Origin of the sequence: Streptomyces orinoci (assembly GCF_003121295.1) — a bacterium.
In the GTDB taxonomy this organism is placed as follows: Bacteria; Actinomycetota; Actinomycetes; order Streptomycetales; family Streptomycetaceae; genus Streptomyces; species Streptomyces orinoci.
Genome location: NZ_PHNC01000014.1, coordinates 43,070 through 62,482 on the forward strand (window position 1 = coordinate 43,070; position 19,413 = coordinate 62,482).

Below are 19,413 nucleotides of genomic sequence, written 5' to 3' on the forward strand. Positions count from 1 at the left end.
GTGGGCGAAAGCCGGTCCCTTGCCGGGCGCGACATCCGGCTCATTTGCGTCAATGGCGCCCGAGAGCGGGCAAAGACTCCCTCTGCGTTCTCTCTTGGGTTCCCCGGTTGGGGCCGCGCACGGCGGAAGCCGGCGCGTTTCCGGGCGCGGCTCGTCCGTGTGCGGGAGCGCCCCCCGGCGCTAACCCTTCGGCAGCGGGGTCAGGCGCAGACGGACTTCCAGTTCGTGTTCGCCCGGCACCGTGCCGCGCTCCTCGACACCGAAGGCGGCGGCCAGCTCCTCGATCACCTGGTGCACCGGATCGGCCGCCCCGAAGAGCCCCGCGTCCACCGGCTCCCGCAGCTCGACCCGGATGCCCGTGCTTCTCCTGCGGCCCCGGGTATCGACGACCGTGCACCAGACCAGCGGGTGACCCGCGCCGCCCGTGGCCTGCGGCCGGGCCGGGATCACCTCCGCGCCCTGCGGAAACGGGGTCCGCAGCGCATCGATGACCGCCTGGGCCGTCTCCTCGGCGCAGCCGGTCAGATGGACGCTGACATGGTCCGGGCTCTCCGGGGTGCTCGTCACCGCCGCTCCTTTGCCGTCAGGTCTGTCTCCCGATGCCGTCAGGACTGTTCTCCCGACCGTACGCGCCCTCCTCCCGCCGCGCACGCCGGGCGGTCCGGGCACCGTACCGGCCATGACGCCGCCGCCCCGGGGGCATCCTGGAAGTGCGCGGTTACGCCGAACAGCGCAGGCCGGACCCGTTCGGCCCTGCCGACCACCCCCGGCATCCCCGATGCTGGTGGCCAGGGCACGCGGCGTCGCCGCCGCCCAGGAAAGAGAGCGGTTCAGTGATCACACGAGTTCGCCTGCCGCACCGGCACCTGTCGCCACCGGTCCGGCCCGGCCCGCCGGGCGGACCGCCGCAGGGACAGCCCCAGCAGCCCTCGCCCGGCTGGGGACGCTGGGTGCTGGCGCTCGTCCTGATGACCTTTGTGATCATTCTGCTGCTCGCCCGCGGCTTCTCCGGCCCCACCCGGCACCAGGAGACCTACAGCGACTTCGTCGGCAAGGTGAACACCGGCCAGGTGCGCACCGTGGAGATCAGCGACAAGGGCACCGTCACCGGCACCCTCAAGGACGGCACCCAGTTCACCACCCAGATCCCCACCGCCCTGGGCACCGGCCCGCTGGAACAGCAGCTGCAGTCCCAGCACGTCCAGATCAGCGCCACCTCCAGCGGCGGCGGCAGCACCTGGCTGTCCGTGCTGCTGGCCTTCCTCCCGCTGCTGCTGCTCGGCGGGTTCTTCCTGTGGAGCGCGCGCCGGGCGGCCGGCTCGCTCACCGGCGGCATCAGCACCATCGGCCGCTCCCGGGCCAAGATCATCGAGGCCGAGCGGCCCACCACCGGCTTTGCCGACATCGCCGGCTATGAGGGCGTCAAACAGGAGATCGGCGAGGTGGTGGACTTCCTGCGCCATCCCGAGCGGTATGCCAGGGCGGGCGCCAAGGGACCCCGTGGCGTGATCATGGTCGGGCCGCCCGGCACCGGCAAGACACTGATCGCCCGGGCCGTGGCCGGGGAGGCCGATGTGCCCTTCCTGTCGGTGACCGGCTCGGCGTTTGTGGAGATGTTCGTGGGCGTCGGCGCCTCCCGGGTGCGCGACCTGTTCGACGAGGCCCGCAAACGCGCCCCCTCGATCATCTTCATCGACGAGATCGACGCGGTAGGCGGCCGCCGTGGCGGCGGCACCCGGCTGGGCGGCAATGACGAGCGCGAGCAGACCCTCAACCAGCTGCTGGCCGAGATGGACGGCTTCGACCAGGGCAGCGGCATTGTGGTGCTGGCCGCCACCAACCGCCCCGACGCGCTCGACCCCGCCCTGCTGCGCCCCGGCCGCTTCGACCGCCAGGTGACCGTCCCGCTGCCCAACCAGGCCGAGCGGGCCGCCATCCTGTCCGTCCACTCGCGGGGCAAGACCCTGGACCCGGCGGTCGATCTGGACGCGGTGGCCCGGGCCACCCCCGGCTTCTCCGGCGCCGACCTGGCCAACCTGGTCAATGAGGCGGCCATCAACGCGGTACGGGCCGACCGGGCCACCATCCGGCCGCAGGACCTGGACACCGCCCGGGACCGGGTGCTGCTCGGCCGCCGGGAGACCTCCAACGCCCTGCTGCCGGAGGAGAAGCGCTCGGTCGCCGTGCATGAGTCCGGGCACGCCCTGGTGGCCGCCCTCTGTGAGCACGCCGACCCGGTGGCCAAGGTGACCATCCTGCCCGCCGGGGTGTCGCTGGGCGTCACCGAGCAACTGCCCGAGGCCGAGCGGCACCTGTACAGCGAGGGCTACCTCACCGACCTGCTGGCGGTGCGGCTGGGCGGGCGGGCCGCCGAGCTGGTGGTCTTCGGGGAGGGCTCCACCGGGGCCGCCAACGACCTGGCCGGGGCCACCCAGCTGGCCACCCGGATGGTCCGCGAGTTCGGCCTCTCGCCCAAGCTGGGCCCCATCGGCTACGCCCTGGCCGGCCAGCCCTTCCTGGGCGAGAACCCGGACGAACTCCAGCACCGGCCCTACTCGGAGCAGACCCAGCGGGTGGTGGACGAGGAGGTCGCCCGGCTGGTGCGGCAGGCCGAGGACCGGGCGCTGGAGATACTGCGCGGGCACCGGAGGGCGCTGGACCGGCTGGCCGATCTGCTGGTGGCCAGCGAGACCGTGGACGGCGCGGTGGTGCTGGAGGTCCTGCGCAACGAGGAGCGGCCCGGGGAGGGGCCGGAGCCGCGGCCCGAGCGGCCGGCGGACCCGGCCGTCTGACGGACGTCCCGTTCCCCCGGGGCGGTTCCGTACTTTGCCGGTTCTTAACCCGGGGCAATCTTCTTTCTGTTGACGAGCCGTCAAAGACAACTCCGAGATTGACACGGCCAGTTGGTCTAGTCCACTTTGGTACCGCGCGAGTTCCCACGAGGGACGGGGTGGCCATGAGGCCTCGGGGAACGGTGGCGCGGGCCGGCTGCCCTTTCGCCCGGCGCCGGTGCGCACGCAAGGAACTTCAGTTGTGGAGCAGCTATGCCGACGCCCGACCCCTTTCTTTATCGAGCCGCCTCGGATATCCCCTACTTCAGCCCGGACGGCGAGAGCTATCTCGCCCCTGCCCCGCTGCGGGACCTGGCGAAGACCCGCCCGCTGAGAGTCCTCTCCGAGGAGGACTTCGCCTTCTGGCAGACCTATGGCTATGTGGTGGTGAAGCAGGCGATCCCCGCCACGGCCGCCCGGCGGCTGCTGGACTTCGCCTGGGAGTTCCAGGGCATGGACCCCGGACGCCCGGAAACCTGGTACCAGGAACGCGAGTTCCGCTCCGAACTGGACCGGGACCTTTATGTCTACGGCTTTGTGGAGGCGTACCACCACCAGCTGATCTGGGACAGCCGCCAGAACCAGCGGGTCTATGACGCCTTTGTCGATGTCTGGGACTGCGAAGAGCTCTGGGTGACCCTGGACCGGCTCAATCTCAACCCGCCCAACACCGGAAACCGGGACCGGGCCCTGATCGAGCGCACCGAGAAGGGTTTTGACATCGAACTCCACTGGGATGTCGATACCACCCTGGAAGTGCCGCCGCAGCGGGTCCAGGGAATCATCGCCCTCACCGACAGCACCCCCGAAGAGGGCGGATTCCAGTGCTGCCCCGAACTGTTCCGCGACTTCGACCGCTGGAAGGCCGCCCAGCCGGCCGGCCGCGACCCGGTCCGGCCCGGCATCGACCGCACCGAAATGCCGGTCGTCCGGCCCCGGCTGGCCGCCGGAGACCTGCTGATTTTCAATGGCCTGCTGGCCCATGGCGTGGCACCCAACACCTCGGAAAACGGGGTGCGGGCCGTGCAGTATCTGTCGATGATGCCCGCCCTGGAATCCCATGCGGAATTGCGCCGTTCCCGGGTCGATTCCTGGCGCACCCTCAGCACACCCGACTGGAACGCCACACTGCTGGGCGACGCCGTCAAGCATGAATCCCTGCGCTACGGCCCGGCGGAACTCAATGAACTGGGCGCCCGACTGCTCGGATCGTCCTCCTGGACCGAGCGGGACCGGCACAACGGGGAAGAGATATGCGCCGCATCTGCCTGACCCTGCCCACCAACCGGCCCTGCTCCGAGACCATCGTGGCCGTCGCCGGGGAAGCCGCCTACGCCGCCGGGCACTTCGGCGCCGAAGTGCATCTGCTGATCCTCGACTCCTGCCCGGCCGAGGTGTACGCCGAACACGCCCGGACCGTACGCGGCCTGCCCCAGGACCCCCGCATCGTGGTGCACCACCTGGACGAGGCCCGGCAGCGGGACTTCCTGCGCCGGGTGACAGCCCAGGCCGGTGCCGGCGACTCCGGCAGACTGCTGGAGCTGATGCTCCCGGACCGCCTCTCCTATGGCGCCTGCACCAACCGCGCCTTTCTGATCGCCCGGGCCCTGGGCTGCGAGTCCGTACACCGCAGGGACTCCGACAGCCGCTACCAGACCGCTGACGGAGGCCCGGCCTTCCCCGTCCACCATGAACTCACCGCCCTGGGCCGCCGCGCCGGCGATGTCGCCCGCGAGGTGACCCGGACGGCGCTGGACGCCGAGCACCACCACAAGCCGGTCGCCATGGCCGGCAGCTCCTTCATCGGCGAACTCTCCGTGGACATCGAGGAGATACTCCGCCTCGACCCCGGCATCTACCACCAGGTGGTCAGCCTCTGGGCACCCATGGACTGGCCGGAGGAGCGCAAGCGCCAACTGGTCGGGGAATCCTTCCGCGGCGCCGGCACCGAGGCGTTCCTGCGCGATGACTCCACCCTCACCCTGGTGGACCCCATGCGCGTGGACATGTGCAATATCGCCTTTCATGGCGTCCATGAACAGGTGCCGCTGCCGCCCGCCACCGACACCATAGGCAGCGACTACTTCCTGATCCACCTGGTCCATGACGCCGCACTGCCCGGTGTGCTGCACAACCGCAATATCGTCAACTACTACACCGGCGAACGCCGCACCGACGCCGGGTTCCTCGCCTACCAGCTGCGGTTCGTCAAATTCCTGCTCTCCATGCGCTACTTCAACTTCATCTACGACCGGATGGCCGAGGCGGGCGGCGCACTGCTCGACGACCGGGGCCGGGTACGCCCCGCGGCCATCGCCGGATTCGCCCGGGAGAGCACCCGGCTCGACCGTACCGAGAACATCCTCCGGCTGGACGTCCTGGACACCGCCTACCGCAAACTGGGCGGCCGCTACGCCCGGTTCGCCGGTCATCTGGCCGGTCAGCGTGAACGCCTCCTGGACGAGGCACAGCAGGACATCGAGGACTTCGCCCTGCTGACCGACGCCTGGGAAGCCCTGATGCGCACCGCCGGACGCACCGCCCTCAACTCACCGCCGGGGCAGCCCGGATGAGCACCCTGATCACCCACCGCTCTTCACGGCTGCACACCGCGCTGGCGGCCGCCACCGAGGACCGGATCGTCTACGACCTGTCCTCGATAGCCGACCGCTACCGGCGGCTGCGCCATGAACTGCCCGAGGCCGCCATCCGGTTCGCCCTGAAGTCCTGCCCGGTGGACGAGGTGATCGGCTGCCTGGTGCGGCTGGGCGCCGGAATCGACGCCGCCGGCCCCCAGGAGCTCCGCCAGGCCCTGCGGGCCGGGGCACCGGCCGGCCGTACCCACTACGGCAACACCATCAAGTCCGACCGTGATATCGCCGCCGCCCACCGCCTGGGCATCAGGGACTTCGCCACCGACAGCCTGGAGGACACGGCGGCCATCGCGGCCCACGCCCCCGGCGCCCGGGTCTTCTGCCGGCTGGCCACCAGCGGGGAGGGAGCGCTCTGGGGCCTGAGCCGGAAATTCGGCTGCCCGCCCGCACAGGCCGTACAAGTCCTGCGCACGGCAGGCCGGCTGGGGCTGGTCCCGGCCGGTGTGTCGGTGCATGTGGGCTCCCAGCAGATGACGGCGGACGCCTGGCTCGCCGCCTTCGACAGCCTGGCGGAGACGCTGACCGCCCTGGGCCGGGCGGGAATCACCCTGGACCACGTCAATCTCGGCGGCGGGCTGCCCGCGCTGGGCTACCTCGGCCCACAGGGCCTCCCCCTGGACCCGCCACTGGACAAGATCTTCGCCGTGATCCGGGAAGGCATGCTCCGGCTGCGCCGGATCCACGGCGGACACCTGCGGTTCCTGATGGAACCGGGGCGCCATCTGGTCGCCGACAGCGGAGCGGTACGGGCCCATGTGGTCCGGCTGGCCCGGCGCCCCGAGCCCGACGGCGAACCGCGCTACTGGCTCTATCTGAGCTGCGGCAGGTTCAACGGCCTCTATGAGATGGACACCCTGCGCTACCCGCTGGTCTTCCCCACCCACCCCAACGCCGAGTATGTCCCGGCCCTGCTGGCCGGACCCACCTGCGACAGCGACGACGCCCACGCCGGCGGCCGCGTTCCGGTACCGGTGCCCAGGGACCTGGCCTCCGGTGATCCGGTCTGGGTGATGTCCAGCGGCGCCTACGCCACCAGCTATCTCACCCGGGGCTTCAATGGATTCGCCCCGCTGCCCTGCCACTTGACGGGCGGCGAGAGCGATGACTGACCCGGTGCGCATACGCCCCGTCGCCGAGACCGACTGGGACGGCATCGCGGCACTGGAGGCCGGCGCCTACACCCCGCTCGGCCTGACCGAGGGACCGGCCGCGCTGCGCGCCAAGGCCGCCGTCTCGCCCGGCACTTGTTTTGTCCTGCACACCGGCCACCGGCTGGCCGGCTATCTGCTGGCCCTGCCCTACCCGGCCTTCCGGTACCCCGGTCTGGCGGAGGAGGAGGAACCCGCCGCCACCGCCCGTACCGCCGGCGGCAACCTCCATCTGCACGACCTGGTGATCGCCCCCGGCCTGCGGCGCCGGGGAATGGCCCAGCGCCTGCTGACGCGCCTCGGCGCCACCGCCCGCTCGGCCGGCTATCGGCGGATCTCCCTGGTCGCCGTCGGCGACAGCCAACGGTTCTGGTCGGCACGGGGGTTTGCCGCCCACCCGGGGATCGTCGCCCCCGGAAGCTATGGCGCCGGTGCCGTGTATATGTCCAAAAGGGTGCCCATGGCGCCCCTCGAAGTGAGCTGATGCGCGTGTTCCGTCCGCATGACCCCTTCCACCGCGGCCAGTTGGCGATCGCCGCACTGTTCTGCTCGCTGGGCTTCCAGTACGCCACCTGGGCCTCGCGCATCCCCGCCCTGAAGTCGCAACTCGGCCTGAGCACCGGCGAGGTGGGACTGCTGCTGATGGCCGCCGGCATCGGGGCGACGGTCTCCTTCCCCCTGGTCGCGGTGCTGATGAGACGGCTGGGCTCCAGACGCCTGGCACTGCTGTCGGCCCTCGCCCTGACCCTGCTGCTCCTGGCACTGGCGGCAGCACCCGACTACCCCACCGCCCTGCTGGTGGTCCTCACCGACGGAGTCTTCGTCGGCTGTCTCAACACCGCGATGAACGCCCAGGGAGCGGCCCTGGAGGCCCGGCACGGGCGCAATGCCATGGCCAGACTCCACGCCACCTTCAGCGGCGGCTCCCTGCTGGCGGCGCTCCTGGCCTCCGCGGCCACCGCCGTCACCTCCTCGATGGCGGCCCACTTCGGCGCGGCCGCCCTGGTGCTGCTCCTGCTGGGCGCCGGGGCGCGCGCCGGACTGCTCAGGGAGGACGGCCCGGCCGGGGAGCCGCGGGAGAACAAGAGCCGCACCCGCTGGACCCTGCCCTCCCGGGTGACCTGGTGGATGTGCTGCGCCATGGCCTTCGGCACGGTGACCGAGGGCGCCATGAACGACTGGACCAGCCTCTATATGAAGGACGTCGCCAAGGCCTCGGCGGAACTGGCACCCCTGGGCATTGCGGTGGTCTCGGGAATGATGGTGCTCGCCCGGCTCTTCGCGGACCGCTGGCGCGGCCGCTGGGGCGATGGGCGGGTGGTGGTGCTGGGCAGCACCCTGGCCGGTCTGGGGCTGGCCTTCGCCCTGGTGAGCGGAGGAGTGCTGCCGGCGCTGCTCGGATTCGCCTGCGTCGGCCTGGGCATCGCCGCGGTGACCCCCTGCGTCTATGTGGCCGCGGCCCGGCAGGGCTCCGGCGAACTGGCCCTGGTCGCCGCCATGGGCACCACCGGACTGCTGGCCGGGCCGCCGTTCATCGGCTTTGTGGCCAATGCGAGTGGGATGGTGTGGGGGTTGGGGGTGGTGGCCGTGGCGGCGCTGGCGGTGTCCCTGTGCGGTACGCGGATTCGCTGGGCGGGGTGAGGAGTTCCTTTGCGGGCGGTGTGGGTGGCCCGTTGTAGCCCGGCCCCGAAGCGTTGCGCTCCGGGGCCGGGGCATGCTGGGTCGGTTGTGCGGGTGCGGGCCGTCCTGGGCCGGTCGCGCAGTTCCCCGCGCCCCTGACGGGGCCCGTCAGGGGCGCCCCGCCTACAGCTCCCAGCCGTACATGGGCGAGGTCCGCGGCTCCGGCGCCGCACCCATCGCCGCCACATCGCGCTCCGCCGTCCCCAGCAGCTGCTCACCCAGATCGCGCAGCGCCCGTCCGGCGGCATACTCATCGCCGATCGCCGGGACGTCCTTGTCGCCCGGCGAACGATGAGCCGTGCCATGACCCCGGAAGCACGCGGCACCGGTGTCCAGAGTCGCGTCCGCCTTGGTGATGGAGCCGTCCTCGGTCAGGTCCACCCGGACCTTCCACTCGGTTTCGTGGTGCATGGTTCACCCCTCGGTGTCAGGGGATCCGGTCCCTTTTCGTCTATTCTGCGCGCCCTGGCTTGTGCGGTGCGCGTGCGGGAGAGGTCTACTGGAAGTCCAGCAGGTGGAAGTCCAGCGGGCTTCAGCGAGCCGAGGAACGGGAGCTGCCGTGCCGGCGGATGCCGCAACCCTCCCCGCCAGACCGGCCGGGATGTTCGACCGGGAGACCGAATGGGACGCCCTGGTGCGCTTCACCGGCGACCCGGCGCCCGGCCCCGCCCTGGGCGTGGTCTCCGGCCGCCGCAGGCAGGGCAAGTCCTTCCTGCTGGAGGCCCTCACCCGGGCCACCGGGGGCTTCTACTACGACGTCCAGGAGATGGTCGAGGCCGAGTCCCTGCACCGCCTGGCCGACCGCTACGCCGCCTACACCGGCGGCCCCGCGCCGCACTGGACCGGCTGGCAGCAGGCGATCGACGCACTGCTGGCCCTCGGCGACGGCCGGCCGCGCACCGTGGTCATCGACGACTTTCCGCATCTGGTCCGGCAGAGCCCCGTACTGCCCTCGGTACTGCACCAGACCGCGCTCCGGCTGGGCGGCGAGCACTCCGCCAACCGGCTGCGCCTCCTGGTCAGCGGACCCACCACCACCGTGCTGCGCCGCCTCTTCCACGGCCCGGCGCCGCTGCATGGACTGGTCCGGCTGGAACTGGAGGTCAAACCCTTCGGCTTCCGCCGCGCCGCCCGGTTCTGGGGCATCGAGGACCCCCGTCTCGCCGTCCAGACGCACACCGTGGTCGGCGGCACCCCCGCCTACCGCCGGGACTACGTCTGTGACGATGCCCCGGCCGGCCCGGACGACTTCGACGCCTGGGTCTGCCGCACCGCCCTCAACCCCCGGGTGCCGCTGTTCTGGGAGTCCCGCCGGCTGCTGGAGGAGGAGACCGACCACGCCGACCGGGTGCTCTGCCACTCGGTGCTGGCCGCCATCGCCACCGGCCGGACCACCCGGGGCGAGATCGCCGAGTCGCTGGCGCTGGGCTCGGTGCCCGCCGTCAGCCGTGCCCTGGCCCTGCTCCAGGACTGCGAACTGCTCGTCCCGGAGCCGGACGCCTTCCGCCAGGGCCTGAACCACTATGGGATCACCGAGCCGCTGCTGGCCTTCGAGCACGCCATCGCCTGGCCGCACCACTCCGCCCTGGAACACGAGTCCGCCCCGGAACACCAGGACCGGGCGGCCCTCTGGCAGCGCCTGCGCCCCGTCTTCGACACCGCGCTGGCCGCCCCGCACTTCGCCCGGCTGTGCCGGCAGTGGGCCCTGGACCACGCCGCCCCGGACACCTTCGGCGCCCGCCCCGCCTCGGCCGCCGCCGGCGAGGACGCCCAGGTGGTGCTGCGCGGCACCGTGGACGGCCGCCCCGGGGTGCTGCTCTCGGTGGGCCGTACCAACTGGACAGACCCCATGGACACCGGGGACCTGGACCGGCTCCGCCGGCTGCTGGACCGGCTCGCCGCGGAGGGCGAGGACACCCGCGCCGCCCGCCCCGCCTGCTACGGGGCCGCCGGGTTCACACCCGGACTGCGCGCGGCGGAAGCGGCCGGAGAAGTGGTCCTGGTGGACCCCGAACGCCTGTACAACGGCGAATGAGGCAGGTGAACGAACCACGGTGAACCGGCCGGATCCCGCCCGTTTGCCCCGGCCCCGCCGGGTGGAGGTATTCCGTTATGAGCGAGGAGAACGCGACACAGGCGGCAGACGTGGCCCGCGACTACTACAACACCCGTGATGTGGACGGCTTCTACGCCAGGATCTGGGGCGGCGAGGACATCCACACCGGGATCTACGACCACCACCGGGAAGCCGTCGGCCTGGCCTCCCGGCGCACCGTGGAGCGGATCGCCGACCTGGTCGCCGACGACCTCGGCCCCGGCCGCAGCCTGCTGGACCTGGGCGCGGGCTATGGCGGGGCGGCCCGCTACCTGGCCCGCCGCTTCGGCTGCCGGATCACGGCGCTCAACATCAGCCGGCTGCAGAACGAACGGCACCGCGCGCTCAACGCCGAGCAGGGCTTCGCCGGTCTGATCGAGGTCGTCACCGGCTCCTTCGATGACATCCCGGCGGCGGACGGGCAGTTCGATGTGGTGTGGTCCCAGGAGGCCCTGTGCCACAGCGGCGACCGGGCGCTGACCCTGGGCGAGGCGGTACGCGTCCTCGCCCCCGGCGGCCGGCTGGTCTTCACCGATTTGATGGCGGCCGAGGGCGCCCGCCCCGCCGCCCTGCGCCCGCTGTGCGACCGCCTCAGGGTCAAGGACCTGGCCACCGCGGGCTTTTACCGCGAGCGGCTCACCGGCCTGGGCCTGACCGAGGTGCGCTTCGAGGACCTCGGCGCACACCTGCCCGTGCACTATCGGCGTCTGACCGAGGAACTGGAGCTGACCGGCCCGGAGTTGACCGGCGTCATCAGCGAGGAATACCTCAACTCCCTGCGGGAGAACCTCCCGTTGTGGGCGAAAGCCTGCGATGACGGTCTGCTCTCCTGGGGCATCTTCCACGCCCGTAAGCCCTGAGCGCCATGGCCGTCTTCCGGATCGAGTGCGACAGTCCGCTGCCCGCCGCCGATGCCTGGGGCCGGCTCACCAGCTGGCCGGCCCAGGCCGCCCATGTGCCGTTCACCCGGATCACGGTGTGCACCCCGCCGCCGCCCGGAGTGGGCACCCGCTTTGTGGCCCGTACCGGCCGCCGGCCCCTGGCCTTCGACGATCCCATGGTGGTGACCCACTGGCAGCCGCCCTCCGGCACCCGGCCGGGCCGCTGCCGGGTGGAGAAGCGGGGGAGGGCGCTGACCGGCTGGGCGGAGATCGAGGTCTACCGCAACGGCCCAGGCTGCCGGGTGATATGGCGGGAGGAGGTACGGATCGTCCGGGCCCCGCGGCTGCTCGACCGCTGCGCCGCGGCGGCGGGACGGCTGGTCTTCGGCCGTATGGTCAGACGGCTCGTGGACGCGAAAAGCCCGCGCACGCTCAGGACACCGATGTCCCGATCAGCCGCCCCACACCGAAGGTGACGCCTGCCGCCAGTGCCCCTACCAGCACCTGGCGGGCAGCCGACCGCAGCGGAGAACGCCCGTTGAGCACCCCGATCCCCGCCCCCACGGCGGCCAGCGCCAGGACGAAGAGCGACACCGCGGCGGCGAAGGCGGCCGTACCGGAGGCGAAAAGGTACGGCAGGATGACGACCAGCGCCCCCAGCGCAAAGGTCAGCATGCTGGAGCCGGCCGCCGACCAGGGGGAGCCCAGCGCATTGGGGTCCAGGCCCAGTTCCTCCCGGGCCAGGGTGTCCAGAGCCACCGTCCGGTCGGCCATGATGGTGTCGGCGATCCGCCGCGCCTCCTGCTTGCTGAGCCCCTTCGCCCGGTAGAGCAGCACCAGTTCCTGGCGCTCGGACTCCGGGTCCTCCTCCAGCTCCTGGCTCTCCAGGCTGATCTCCCGCTGGTACATCTCGCGCTGGCCCGACATGGAGACATACTCGCCCGCCGCCATGGAGAACGCACCGGCCAGCAGCCCCGCCGTACCGGCCAGCACAATGGCGCCGCGCGAGGAACCGGACCCGGCGATGCCCATCACCAGGGCGGTGTTGGACACCAGCCCGTCGCTGACCCCGAAGACCGCGGCCCGCAGGGCGCCCGAGCGGTCGCCCCGGTGCCAGGGCTCGGCGCGGGTGATGCCGTCCCGGGCTTCGCCCTCGGTGAGCCGGGAGAGGGTACGGGCATGTCCGCGCTCCTCCTCCGCCATCTCGGGGGCGGCGTCCGGCTCGGCGTCATAGGTGCCGGCGTCGGACTTCTCCGAGCGCTCCACCAGCGGCAGCACCGCCGCCGTGGACCAGTGGTCGGCCACCAGGCCCAGCAGGCGGGTACGCAGCGGAGTGGCACCCGGCGGGGGAATCTCCGCCCCGGCGGCCCTCAGCCGCTCCTCCCAGTGCGCGGCATGGCGGCGTTCCACCGCGGCGAGCTCCAGCAGCACTTCCTGGCGCTCGCCGGTCTCCGACCGGGCCAGCCGCTCATAGAGCTCCGCCGCCTCACGCTCACTGCGCAGCAGCTCCCGCCAGCGGCGGAGCCGGGAGGGGGTGGGCTGTTCACTGCTCGGCTCGGGCATGGTCAGACGGTAACGGGGGAGGCCCCGCCAGGGGCGCGAGGAACTGCGCGGGCAGCCACGAACGGCCCGCACGCAAAACCCGACCGGAGGTGCGCTTACCTGACCCCCGCCAACCCGGGTCGCCCATGAGTGGCGAGGCAGACCACCGCCGGCAGCGGCGCTGCTGCTCCCGGGCGAGGCGGACTCGGCCACCCGGGCGGCCACCGCGTCCGCACCGCCCGTACGGGCGGCCCCGTCGATGCCATGGCGCCCGGTGACCGCGGACGGGGGCTGGTGACCGGTCGGGCCGGTTCCGGGCCGGCCCTTCACCGCCGCCACGCACCGGTGCAAGCCTCACCCTTGACGTGATCCATTCCCCGCAGCGGGGTGCGGGGTTGACCGTCCCGCCTCGGCCGGGATTGCCGTGTCATCGCCAAGTCGCCCGCCGGGCAAGCCGGTTGTGCGGGGCACCGGCTCCCAGATCAGCTCGGACTCCAGTGGGCCCGGGTAGCGCAGAAAGGCCCTGTGTTTCACGGCCAGCGCGGCGAGTTGGGAGCCATGACAGAGCACGGCGGCGCGCTTGACGGCCCACTCCTCCCGGTCCAGCCGGATGTTGTGAACCGGCCGCAGACCGTATCCCGCCCGCAGATCCCGGTAGGCCCGCCCATGGACCTCGGCCCGCGCCAGCGCCGCCTCCGCCCCGTCCGTCCCCCACTCCGCCAGTGCGCCCGAGTAGGGCAGGTCCGCATAGACCAACGGCAGCCGCCGCCCGGCGGCGGCGAGCGCGGCCAAGGCCTGGTCCCTGACGGCCTGATGGTCCCGCTGGTCCGTCCCCATCGGCACCAGCACCTCGGCCGCCGGGTCCAGCCCCGCCAGAAACTCCTCCAGCGCCACCAGCCGCGCCCCCGGCGCATAGGGACCGTCCGGATGGCGCAGTGCGACCTGCTCCGCGCCCAACAGCTCACAGGACCGGGCGTCTTCGGCCATCCGCACCGCATATGCCTCGGCTCCGGAGGCGAAGCCGCAGGCCGCGTCCCAGGAGGAAACCCCCGCAGGGCCGGCGGGCGGGCCACCGTGCACGGTCACAATGGTCTTGGGACGGTCGAGGCGACTGAGGTAGCCGCCCAGGGAGAGAGCGGCGTCATCGAAGTGGGGGGATATGACCACGAGGGGGGAGTCGGTTGTCAAGGCTGCTCCTGCTCAGGGGAGTTGGGGATGACGTCGGCGTTCAACGGCCCGGCGGCTGACGGATTGTGTACGCGGGGCGGTCGGTTGGCTTCACCAACCGCACATATGGATGACGGTACTTGGGGATTTTTTGTACGGTCGGGCCACGCTGCCCGTTACGGTTCGTCATATTGGTCTATCGCCGCGTTGGCCCGGTAGCGTCCTGGAGGTCTTCACTTCCCCGCTCGCTTCCAGATCCGGAGGGATCCATGCCTCCTGGCCATGCACTCACCCGCAACGGTGGCCTCCTTGAACTCACGGTGGACCTCCGGCCGGGCCTGTTCCTGGCGCTCCCGGTGGTGGTCCTGGTGCTCATCTGCCAAGCCGCTCCCGGCGCCGGCCCGGCCGGGACCTTACTGGCCCTGCTGCCCCTGCTGAGGAGCGACCGGGCCTTTCTGCGGTACCGGCTGCTGCGCGCCATATGAGGACGGGCCGGCCGCCGGGCCGGCGCCTTGTCACCGGTCACCACCGCAGGAACATCCGGAAAGGGTCAGCCATGACAAACGGCGCGGACGGCACGGCGGTCTGCCTCAATCCCCAGTGCTCAAATCCGGTCACCCCCTCCGCCGGCTCCGGGCGGCCGCGCAAATACTGCAGCACCCGCTGCCGCAGAGCCTTCTACCGGACCGGCGCGGGGCGTCCCACACCGGCCCGGGAGCGCCATGACGGCCATGTCCACCAGCTCCTGGACGAACTGCTGGAGAAGATCGACCGATTGCATATCTTCGCCCACGCCGACCGCACCGAGCTGACCGAACCCTCCCTGCTGCGCTGGCACTCACTGGCCCTGCTCCGGGGAGCGGAGGACATCCGCAAGGACCTCCAGGACCTGGACGCGGCCATCGTCCAGCAGGCCCGCGACCGCGGAGTACGGGTGGTGGAGATCGCCGAGGCGCGCAATGTCAGCCCGGACAAGGTCCGCAGGGACTGGCCGGAGGGCGGCATCGACCGCCGGATGCGGCAGCGTCCGGCCCGCTCGCGCCTGCCGCGCCGCTCCACCGCCGCCCTGGAGCAGGCCGGCCGGCACTGCACCTTCCTGCCCGGCCAGTACCTGCCCGGTGAGTCGCCGGCGGCACCGCCGGAGTCCGGGCATGACGCCTCCGAAGGGCCGCCGGGCGCACGGCCGGTGGCTCCGGCGGCCTGACCCGGCGGCACGGCGGAACCCCGGCGGCGCACCGGGCCGCGTTCGCCGGCCGGATTCCGCCCGATGGCCCCCGATGACCTTGGCCTGATCTTTGCCATCCGGTCGCAACCCAATGGTCCAGGCCGCCGTGTCCATGATTGTTGATGGAACGTCTGACCGAGTGACCTAGGGGAAACGAGAGCATGGGGCGCATTGAGCGCAGTATTGGGGCCGCGCTGCTGGCCGGTGCGGTGCTGACGGGCGTCAGCGGCTGTGGTGGCCATGCCTCGGCCTCGTCCGACGCCAAGGCGGCGTCCAAGGCCACCGCGGGCGCCCACCCTTCGGCCAAGCCGTCGCCGACCCACCCGGCCGGCCCGGCGATGCCGCTGGAGTCCATCGCCCCGGAGGACGGCGCCACGGTGGGGGTGGCCATGCCCATCTCCATTGAGTTCAGCCATGCGGTGGCCTCCTCGGCCCGGGCCGAGATCGAACGGCATCTGAAGGTCACCACCTCCACCCCGCTCACCGGCGCCTGGCACTGGTTCGCCGACGACGACGGCCAGTACACCCGGGTGGACTGGCGGCCGGAGAAGATGTGGCCCTCGGGCACCAAGGTGACGCTCAACGCCGACCTGGACGGGGTGGGGGACGGCAACGGCCGCTATGGCACCCGCACTTACCGCCACTCCTTCACCATCGGCCCCGACTTCGAGGCCAAGGTGGACGTTCCCGGCCACTCCATGAAGGTCACCCGCAATGGCTCCGTGGTGCGCACCATACCGATCGACGCCGGCAGCGCGGACTTCCCCTCCTGGGACGGCACCATGGCGGTGATGGACAAGGAGCGCGAGGTGCGCATGACCTCGTGCAGCGTCGGCATCGCCTGTGACAAGAGCAACCCCAACTTCTATGACACCACCCTGCCTTGGGACGTCCAGCTCACCACCTCGGGGACCTATATCCACTACTCCACGGGCGACCCCGACCCGGGCAGCGGTGAGGGCTCCCATGGCTGTGTCCATCTGTCCTGGAACGACGCCGAGTGGTTCTACGGCCAGGTGAAGCAGGGCGATCCCGTCACCATCACCGGCTCGCCGCGCGGCGCCGTCCACGGGGACAACGGCTATGGCGCCTTCACCCTGAGCTGGTCCCAGTGGCTCCAGGGCAGCGCCACCGGGGCGCAGCGGACCAGCGCCGGCTGAGGCCCGGGCGGCCGCCCCGTTCAGGGGCGGCAGCTCACACGCACCCGGGCCCAGGAGTTGTTGCCATAGCCCCGGGGATTCCAGACGGTGGCCGGGGACTCCGGCTGTACGGCGCCGGTGGAGTCCCAGGCCCGGGCCAGGAGTTCCACCCGGCCCGGCGGCAGCGTGAGCGTGCTGCGCCAGTGCTGCCAGGCCCAGGGGCTGAGCGGCGGGTCCAACTCGGCCTGGGTCCAGGTCCGGCCCCGGTCCGCGGAGACGTCCACCCGGGTCACCGCCCGGTCGTCCCCGGCCAGGGCATAGCCGGTGATCTCGGTGGGACCGCTGGGCAGTTGGTCGTCCCGCCCCGGGCGCAGGATGGCGCAGTGCAGGGCGAGCGGCCCCAGGATCAGACCGGCGTCCGGCCCCGCCGCCCGGGGGTCGGCCTCCGGCGGCAGGATGCTGTACTCGCCATGGAAGTGGTTGTCCGACACCTCCGCCCGTGCGGTCACCCGGCGGAGCCATTTGACGCTGCGGGCGCCGATCCAGCCCGGCACCACCACCCGCAGCGGGGCGCCATGCGCGGCGGGCAGCGGCCGGTCGTTCATCCCCCAGGCCAGCAGCACCTCGGCGGACAGCGCCTTGGCCACCGGCACCGAGCCGCCGAAGGGCTGGGGCGGGTCGGTGCGCGAGGTCAAGTCCCCGCCGGTGAAGGCGATATGGGCCGCCTCCGTTCGCAGCCCGGCCGCCGCCAGTACATCCGCCAGGCGCACCCCGGACCAGCGGGCGGTGGAGACGGCCGCGGGACCCCAGGGAACCTGACCCGGTATATCGCGGTATGCCATGAGCTCGCCGCGCCGGTTGCCGGCGCACTGCAGGGTCGCCGTGACCCGGTGCTCGGCGAAGCGGTTCCGCAGCTCGTCCAGCGACAGCTCAAGGGGGTGCTCCACCAGGCCGTCCACCCGCAGACGCCAGCCGGTGGCGGCGATCCGGGGAATGGGGCCGTGGTTGCGGCTGTAGAAGGTGTCCACCGGGGTGAGGTGACCGGTCAGGGCGCCGGGGGGTGGTTCGGCGTTGTACGGCTCGGTCTGATGGACCAGCATGTCATCTCGCTTGTGCCAGTTGCCCATGGGGCGACTGTTCCCTGGTTCCCGCTCGGTGGGTACGCCTGATCCGGTCGAATCGGGTATGGAGGTCCACTTCCCGCACCCGCCGACCCCCTGGCTCAGCGGTGTCCGGCCCGTTCCCGCCGGCGCCGGCAGAAGCGGCGGGCCAGCAGAACGGCGATGACCACCGCCAGGGCGCCGAGCAGATACAGCTCATAGCGCTGAATGGCCGGGTAGATGGTCTCCAGGTGCTGCCCGGCGAAGTAGCCCAGGGTGACCCAGGCACCCACCCAGAGGGCCGCGCCCAGGGCGTTGAAGGCGAGGAAGCGGCGCCAGGGCATCTCGCTGAGTCCGGCGATGATGCCGTTCACCTGCCGCAGGCCCTCGATGAACCGGGCGACTGTGACGACCTTGCCGCCATGCCGGGCAAAGAACGCCTGGGCCTTGGCCAGACGTTCCTCGGTGAGCATGACATAGCGTCCATAGCGGACGACCAGCCGGTGGCCTCCATACCGGCCGATGGCATAGCCCACATTGTCCCCGGCGACGGCGGCCAGAAAGGCGATCACCGCGACGGCCACGATATTCAGGCGCCCGGCACCGGCGTAGACGGCGGCCGCGGTCATCACCGTCTCGCCCGGCACCGGCACCCCGAAGTCCTCGATGAACACCAGCACGGCGACGGCCAGATACCCCCAGTGGTCCAGGAGCGGGGCCAGATCACTGAGCACACCCGGCAGCGGAGGCGGAGCCATGGGGTCGGTCCTCCTCTGGTCAGGGAGCGGGCTGTGGGTCGGTCGTCGGCATCACCCACACACCTACCACCCCATGGTGATCCCTGACCCGGTGGGTCACCGGGTACGACGCCCGGAGCCGTCAGACGGCGGGAGCGCCCGGCACCCGGCGTTGGCCGCCGTTGCGGTCCTGCCAGAAGCGGTAGACCTCGACCGCTGCCTCGCGCGGCTCGTACCGCATGGGCAGCCGGCGCTGATCCCAGTCCTTGGCGAACTCCTCGTAGAAGGTGCCGAGTTCGAAGTACTTGCGGTCGTCCACATAGTGCGGCTCGTATGCCTCGCGGGTGGTGAGGAAGACGACCTCGTCCGGTGAGCAGTAGTAGAGCGAACCGAGGCACATGGGGCAGGGGTGGGCCAGGACGTAGATGGTGGTCCCGGTCAGGTGCTCGGTGCCCAGCCTGGTGCAGGCCGCGCGGATGGCGAGGATCTCCGCGTGGGCGGTGGGGTCATTGGTCTGGGCGACCTGGTTGGCACTCTCGGCGAGGATTTCGCCGTCCTTGACGATGACGGTCGCGAAGGGGCGGCCGCCCTCGGCGACGTTCTGGCGGGCGAGGTCGATGGTGCGCTGGACGAAGTCCATGGTGAAGCCTCCGGGGAAGAGCGGGCGGGAGCCCGCCCGGCGGGCGGTGCCGGGCGGGCCGGGGAGGTCAGAACGGCTTGGTCGGCAGGTACTTGCCATCCAGGGTGATCACGGCGCGCTCGCCGCCCTCGGGGTCGGCGACCTTCTTGACATCCAGCTTGAAGTTGATCGCGGAGATGATGCCGTCACCGAACTGCTCATGGACCAGGGCCTTGAGGGTGGTGCCGTAGACCTGGAGCATCTCGTAGAAGCGGTAAATGGTCGGGTCGGTGGGGATGCCGCCGGGGATGGAGCCGCGGGTCGGGATGGCCTGCAGCAGCGTCGCCGCGTCATCGTCCAGGCCGAGCAGCTCGGCGACGGCCTTGGCGGACCGCTCCGGCAGGGCGTGCTGGCCGAGGATGGCGGCGGTGGTGAAGGCCACCGACAGGCCGGAGGCATCGGCGATCTGCTGCCAGGAGAGATCCTTGCGCGTCTTGGCCTCGACAGCGGCGTTGGCCAGGGCCTGACGGGCGGTGGGGTCGAACTGGGCGTGCACCATGAGAGGGGCTCCTTGTCTGAGGGGGGCCGGTCCGCG

The 19,413-nt window shown here is 71.6% G+C and carries 20 protein-coding genes; 12 read left to right on the forward strand and 8 right to left on the reverse strand.

From position 1 onward, the window contains the following. Positions 1–180 precede the first annotated feature (180 nt). Positions 181–567: a hypothetical protein gene (locus CV755_RS11505; protein ID WP_109280112.1), complete on the reverse strand. Its 387-nt coding sequence runs from the start codon at positions 565–567 to the stop codon at positions 181–183. A gap of 266 nt (positions 568–833) precedes the next feature. On the opposite strand from CV755_RS11505, the gene ftsH reads away from it, so the two are divergent. From ftsH to CV755_RS11535, 6 genes are all read left to right on the forward strand, one after another. After that, entirely contained in the window at positions 834–2,792 is a 1,959-nt protein-coding gene (ftsH, locus tag CV755_RS11510) for an ATP-dependent zinc metalloprotease FtsH (RefSeq protein WP_109280113.1), read from the forward strand. A gap of 252 nt (positions 2,793–3,044) precedes the next feature. Continuing rightward, entirely contained in the window at positions 3,045–4,103 is a 1,059-nt protein-coding gene (locus CV755_RS11515; protein ID WP_109280114.1) for a phytanoyl-CoA dioxygenase family protein, read from the forward strand. Further along, the gene (locus CV755_RS11520; RefSeq protein ID WP_109280115.1) at positions 4,085–5,404 is read left to right on the forward strand and encodes a DUF6271 family protein; all 1,320 of its coding nucleotides are present in this window, start codon (positions 4,085–4,087) and stop codon (positions 5,402–5,404) included. The genes CV755_RS11515 and CV755_RS11520 overlap by 19 nt, the downstream gene beginning before the upstream one ends. After that, the gene (locus tag CV755_RS11525; RefSeq protein ID WP_109280116.1) at positions 5,401–6,594 is read left to right on the forward strand and encodes a type III PLP-dependent enzyme domain-containing protein; all 1,194 of its coding nucleotides are present in this window, start codon (positions 5,401–5,403) and stop codon (positions 6,592–6,594) included. The genes CV755_RS11520 and CV755_RS11525 overlap by 4 nt, the downstream gene beginning before the upstream one ends. A 4-nt stretch (positions 6,595–6,598) precedes the next feature. Further along, entirely contained in the window at positions 6,599–7,117 is a 519-nt protein-coding gene (locus tag CV755_RS11530; protein WP_161968665.1) for a GNAT family N-acetyltransferase, read from the forward strand. Next, positions 7,117–8,274, forward strand: coding sequence for an MFS transporter (locus CV755_RS11535; protein ID WP_109280118.1), 1,158 nt, complete (start codon positions 7,117–7,119; stop codon positions 8,272–8,274). The genes CV755_RS11530 and CV755_RS11535 overlap by 1 nt, the downstream gene beginning before the upstream one ends. Positions 8,275–8,436: 162 nt before the next feature. On the opposite strand, the gene CV755_RS11540 is transcribed toward CV755_RS11535, so the two are convergent. Continuing rightward, a complete protein-coding gene (locus CV755_RS11540) occupies positions 8,437–8,724 on the reverse strand; it encodes a DUF1876 domain-containing protein (protein ID WP_109280119.1) in 288 nt (95 codons plus the stop codon). 148 nt (positions 8,725–8,872) lie between these two features. Here CV755_RS11540 and CV755_RS11545 point away from each other — a divergent pair, with 148 nt between their 5' ends. The 3 genes from CV755_RS11545 (at position 8,873) to CV755_RS11555 (ending at position 11,765) form a co-directional block, all read left to right on the forward strand. Then, the gene (locus CV755_RS11545) at positions 8,873–10,348 is read left to right on the forward strand and encodes an AAA family ATPase (protein WP_241561133.1); all 1,476 of its coding nucleotides are present in this window, start codon (positions 8,873–8,875) and stop codon (positions 10,346–10,348) included. Between the two features lie 77 nt (positions 10,349–10,425). Beyond that, positions 10,426–11,268 (forward strand): SAM-dependent methyltransferase, encoded by an 843-nt coding sequence (locus CV755_RS11550; RefSeq protein WP_109280120.1) that lies wholly within the window; start codon positions 10,426–10,428, stop codon positions 11,266–11,268. 5 nt (positions 11,269–11,273) lie between these two features. Continuing rightward, positions 11,274–11,765 (forward strand): SRPBCC family protein, encoded by a 492-nt coding sequence (locus CV755_RS11555; RefSeq protein ID WP_109280121.1) that lies wholly within the window; start codon positions 11,274–11,276, stop codon positions 11,763–11,765. Here CV755_RS11555 and CV755_RS11560 read toward each other — a convergent pair. Beyond that, complete coding sequence (locus CV755_RS11560) at positions 11,722–12,852, reverse strand: VIT1/CCC1 transporter family protein (RefSeq protein ID WP_109280122.1); 1,131 nt, start codon at positions 12,850–12,852, stop codon at positions 11,722–11,724. The two genes, CV755_RS11555 and CV755_RS11560, sit on opposite strands and share 44 nt — an antisense overlap. Before the next feature lie 333 nt (positions 12,853–13,185). Next, positions 13,186–14,019, reverse strand: coding sequence for a PIG-L deacetylase family protein (locus tag CV755_RS11565; RefSeq protein WP_241561134.1), 834 nt, complete (start codon positions 14,017–14,019; stop codon positions 13,186–13,188). A gap of 248 nt (positions 14,020–14,267) precedes the next feature. Here CV755_RS11565 and CV755_RS11570 point away from each other — a divergent pair, with 248 nt between their 5' ends. The 3 genes from CV755_RS11570 (at position 14,268) to CV755_RS11580 (ending at position 16,383) form a co-directional block, all read left to right on the forward strand. After that, positions 14,268–14,483, forward strand: a complete 216-nt coding sequence (locus CV755_RS11570; protein WP_109280124.1) for a hypothetical protein — start codon at positions 14,268–14,270, stop codon at positions 14,481–14,483. A 71-nt stretch (positions 14,484–14,554) separates the two neighbouring features. Further along, positions 14,555–15,202, forward strand: a complete 648-nt coding sequence (locus tag CV755_RS11575) for a hypothetical protein (RefSeq protein ID WP_109280125.1) — start codon at positions 14,555–14,557, stop codon at positions 15,200–15,202. Positions 15,203–15,384: 182 nt separating this feature from the next. Further along, positions 15,385–16,383, forward strand: a complete 999-nt coding sequence (locus tag CV755_RS11580) for a L,D-transpeptidase (RefSeq protein WP_109280126.1) — start codon at positions 15,385–15,387, stop codon at positions 16,381–16,383. A 20-nt stretch (positions 16,384–16,403) separates the two neighbouring features. On the opposite strand, the gene CV755_RS11585 is transcribed toward CV755_RS11580, so the two are convergent. From CV755_RS11585 to cynS, 4 genes are all read right to left on the reverse strand, one after another. Beyond that, entirely contained in the window at positions 16,404–17,489 is a 1,086-nt protein-coding gene (locus tag CV755_RS11585; RefSeq protein WP_109280127.1) for a sulfite oxidase, read from the reverse strand. A gap of 95 nt (positions 17,490–17,584) precedes the next feature. Next, positions 17,585–18,220: a DedA family protein gene (locus CV755_RS11590; RefSeq protein WP_109280128.1), complete on the reverse strand. Its 636-nt coding sequence runs from the start codon at positions 18,218–18,220 to the stop codon at positions 17,585–17,587. 121 nt (positions 18,221–18,341) lie between these two features. Next, positions 18,342–18,839, reverse strand: coding sequence for a nucleoside deaminase (locus tag CV755_RS11595; RefSeq protein WP_109280129.1), 498 nt, complete (start codon positions 18,837–18,839; stop codon positions 18,342–18,344). 67 nt (positions 18,840–18,906) lie between these two features. Further along, positions 18,907–19,377, reverse strand: coding sequence for a cyanase (gene cynS, locus CV755_RS11600; protein WP_109280130.1), 471 nt, complete (start codon positions 19,375–19,377; stop codon positions 18,907–18,909). Positions 19,378–19,413 lie beyond the last annotated feature (36 nt).

What these genes read in the sequence shown, in the direction of transcription:
- CV755_RS11560 (WP_109280122.1), bottom strand. Translation starts at nt 12,852, where the DNA reads ATGCCCGAGCCGAGCAGTGAACAGCCCACCCCCTCCCGGCTCCGCCGC.
- CV755_RS11525 (WP_109280116.1), top strand. Translation starts at nt 5,401, where the DNA reads ATGAGCACCCTGATCACCCACCGCTCTTCACGGCTGCACACCGCGCTG.
- CV755_RS11570 (WP_109280124.1), top strand. Translation starts at nt 14,268, where the DNA reads ATGCCTCCTGGCCATGCACTCACCCGCAACGGTGGCCTCCTTGAACTC.
- CV755_RS11595 (WP_109280129.1), bottom strand. Translation starts at nt 18,839, where the DNA reads ATGGACTTCGTCCAGCGCACCATCGACCTCGCCCGCCAGAACGTCGCC.
- CV755_RS11535 (WP_109280118.1), top strand. Translation starts at nt 7,117, where the DNA reads ATGCGCGTGTTCCGTCCGCATGACCCCTTCCACCGCGGCCAGTTGGCG.
- CV755_RS11550 (WP_109280120.1), top strand. Translation starts at nt 10,426, where the DNA reads ATGAGCGAGGAGAACGCGACACAGGCGGCAGACGTGGCCCGCGACTAC.
- CV755_RS11540 (WP_109280119.1), bottom strand. Translation starts at nt 8,724, where the DNA reads ATGCACCACGAAACCGAGTGGAAGGTCCGGGTGGACCTGACCGAGGAC.
- cynS (WP_109280130.1), bottom strand. Translation starts at nt 19,377, where the DNA reads ATGGTGCACGCCCAGTTCGACCCCACCGCCCGTCAGGCCCTGGCCAAC.
- CV755_RS11555 (WP_109280121.1), top strand. Translation starts at nt 11,274, where the DNA reads ATGGCCGTCTTCCGGATCGAGTGCGACAGTCCGCTGCCCGCCGCCGAT.
- CV755_RS11590 (WP_109280128.1), bottom strand. Translation starts at nt 18,220, where the DNA reads ATGGCTCCGCCTCCGCTGCCGGGTGTGCTCAGTGATCTGGCCCCGCTC.
- CV755_RS11580 (WP_109280126.1), top strand. Translation starts at nt 15,385, where the DNA reads ATGGGGCGCATTGAGCGCAGTATTGGGGCCGCGCTGCTGGCCGGTGCG.
- CV755_RS11585 (WP_109280127.1), bottom strand. Translation starts at nt 17,489, where the DNA reads ATGGGCAACTGGCACAAGCGAGATGACATGCTGGTCCATCAGACCGAG.
- CV755_RS11520 (WP_109280115.1), top strand. Translation starts at nt 4,085, where the DNA reads ATGCGCCGCATCTGCCTGACCCTGCCCACCAACCGGCCCTGCTCCGAG.
- CV755_RS11515 (WP_109280114.1), top strand. Translation starts at nt 3,045, where the DNA reads ATGCCGACGCCCGACCCCTTTCTTTATCGAGCCGCCTCGGATATCCCC.
- CV755_RS11575 (WP_109280125.1), top strand. Translation starts at nt 14,555, where the DNA reads ATGACAAACGGCGCGGACGGCACGGCGGTCTGCCTCAATCCCCAGTGC.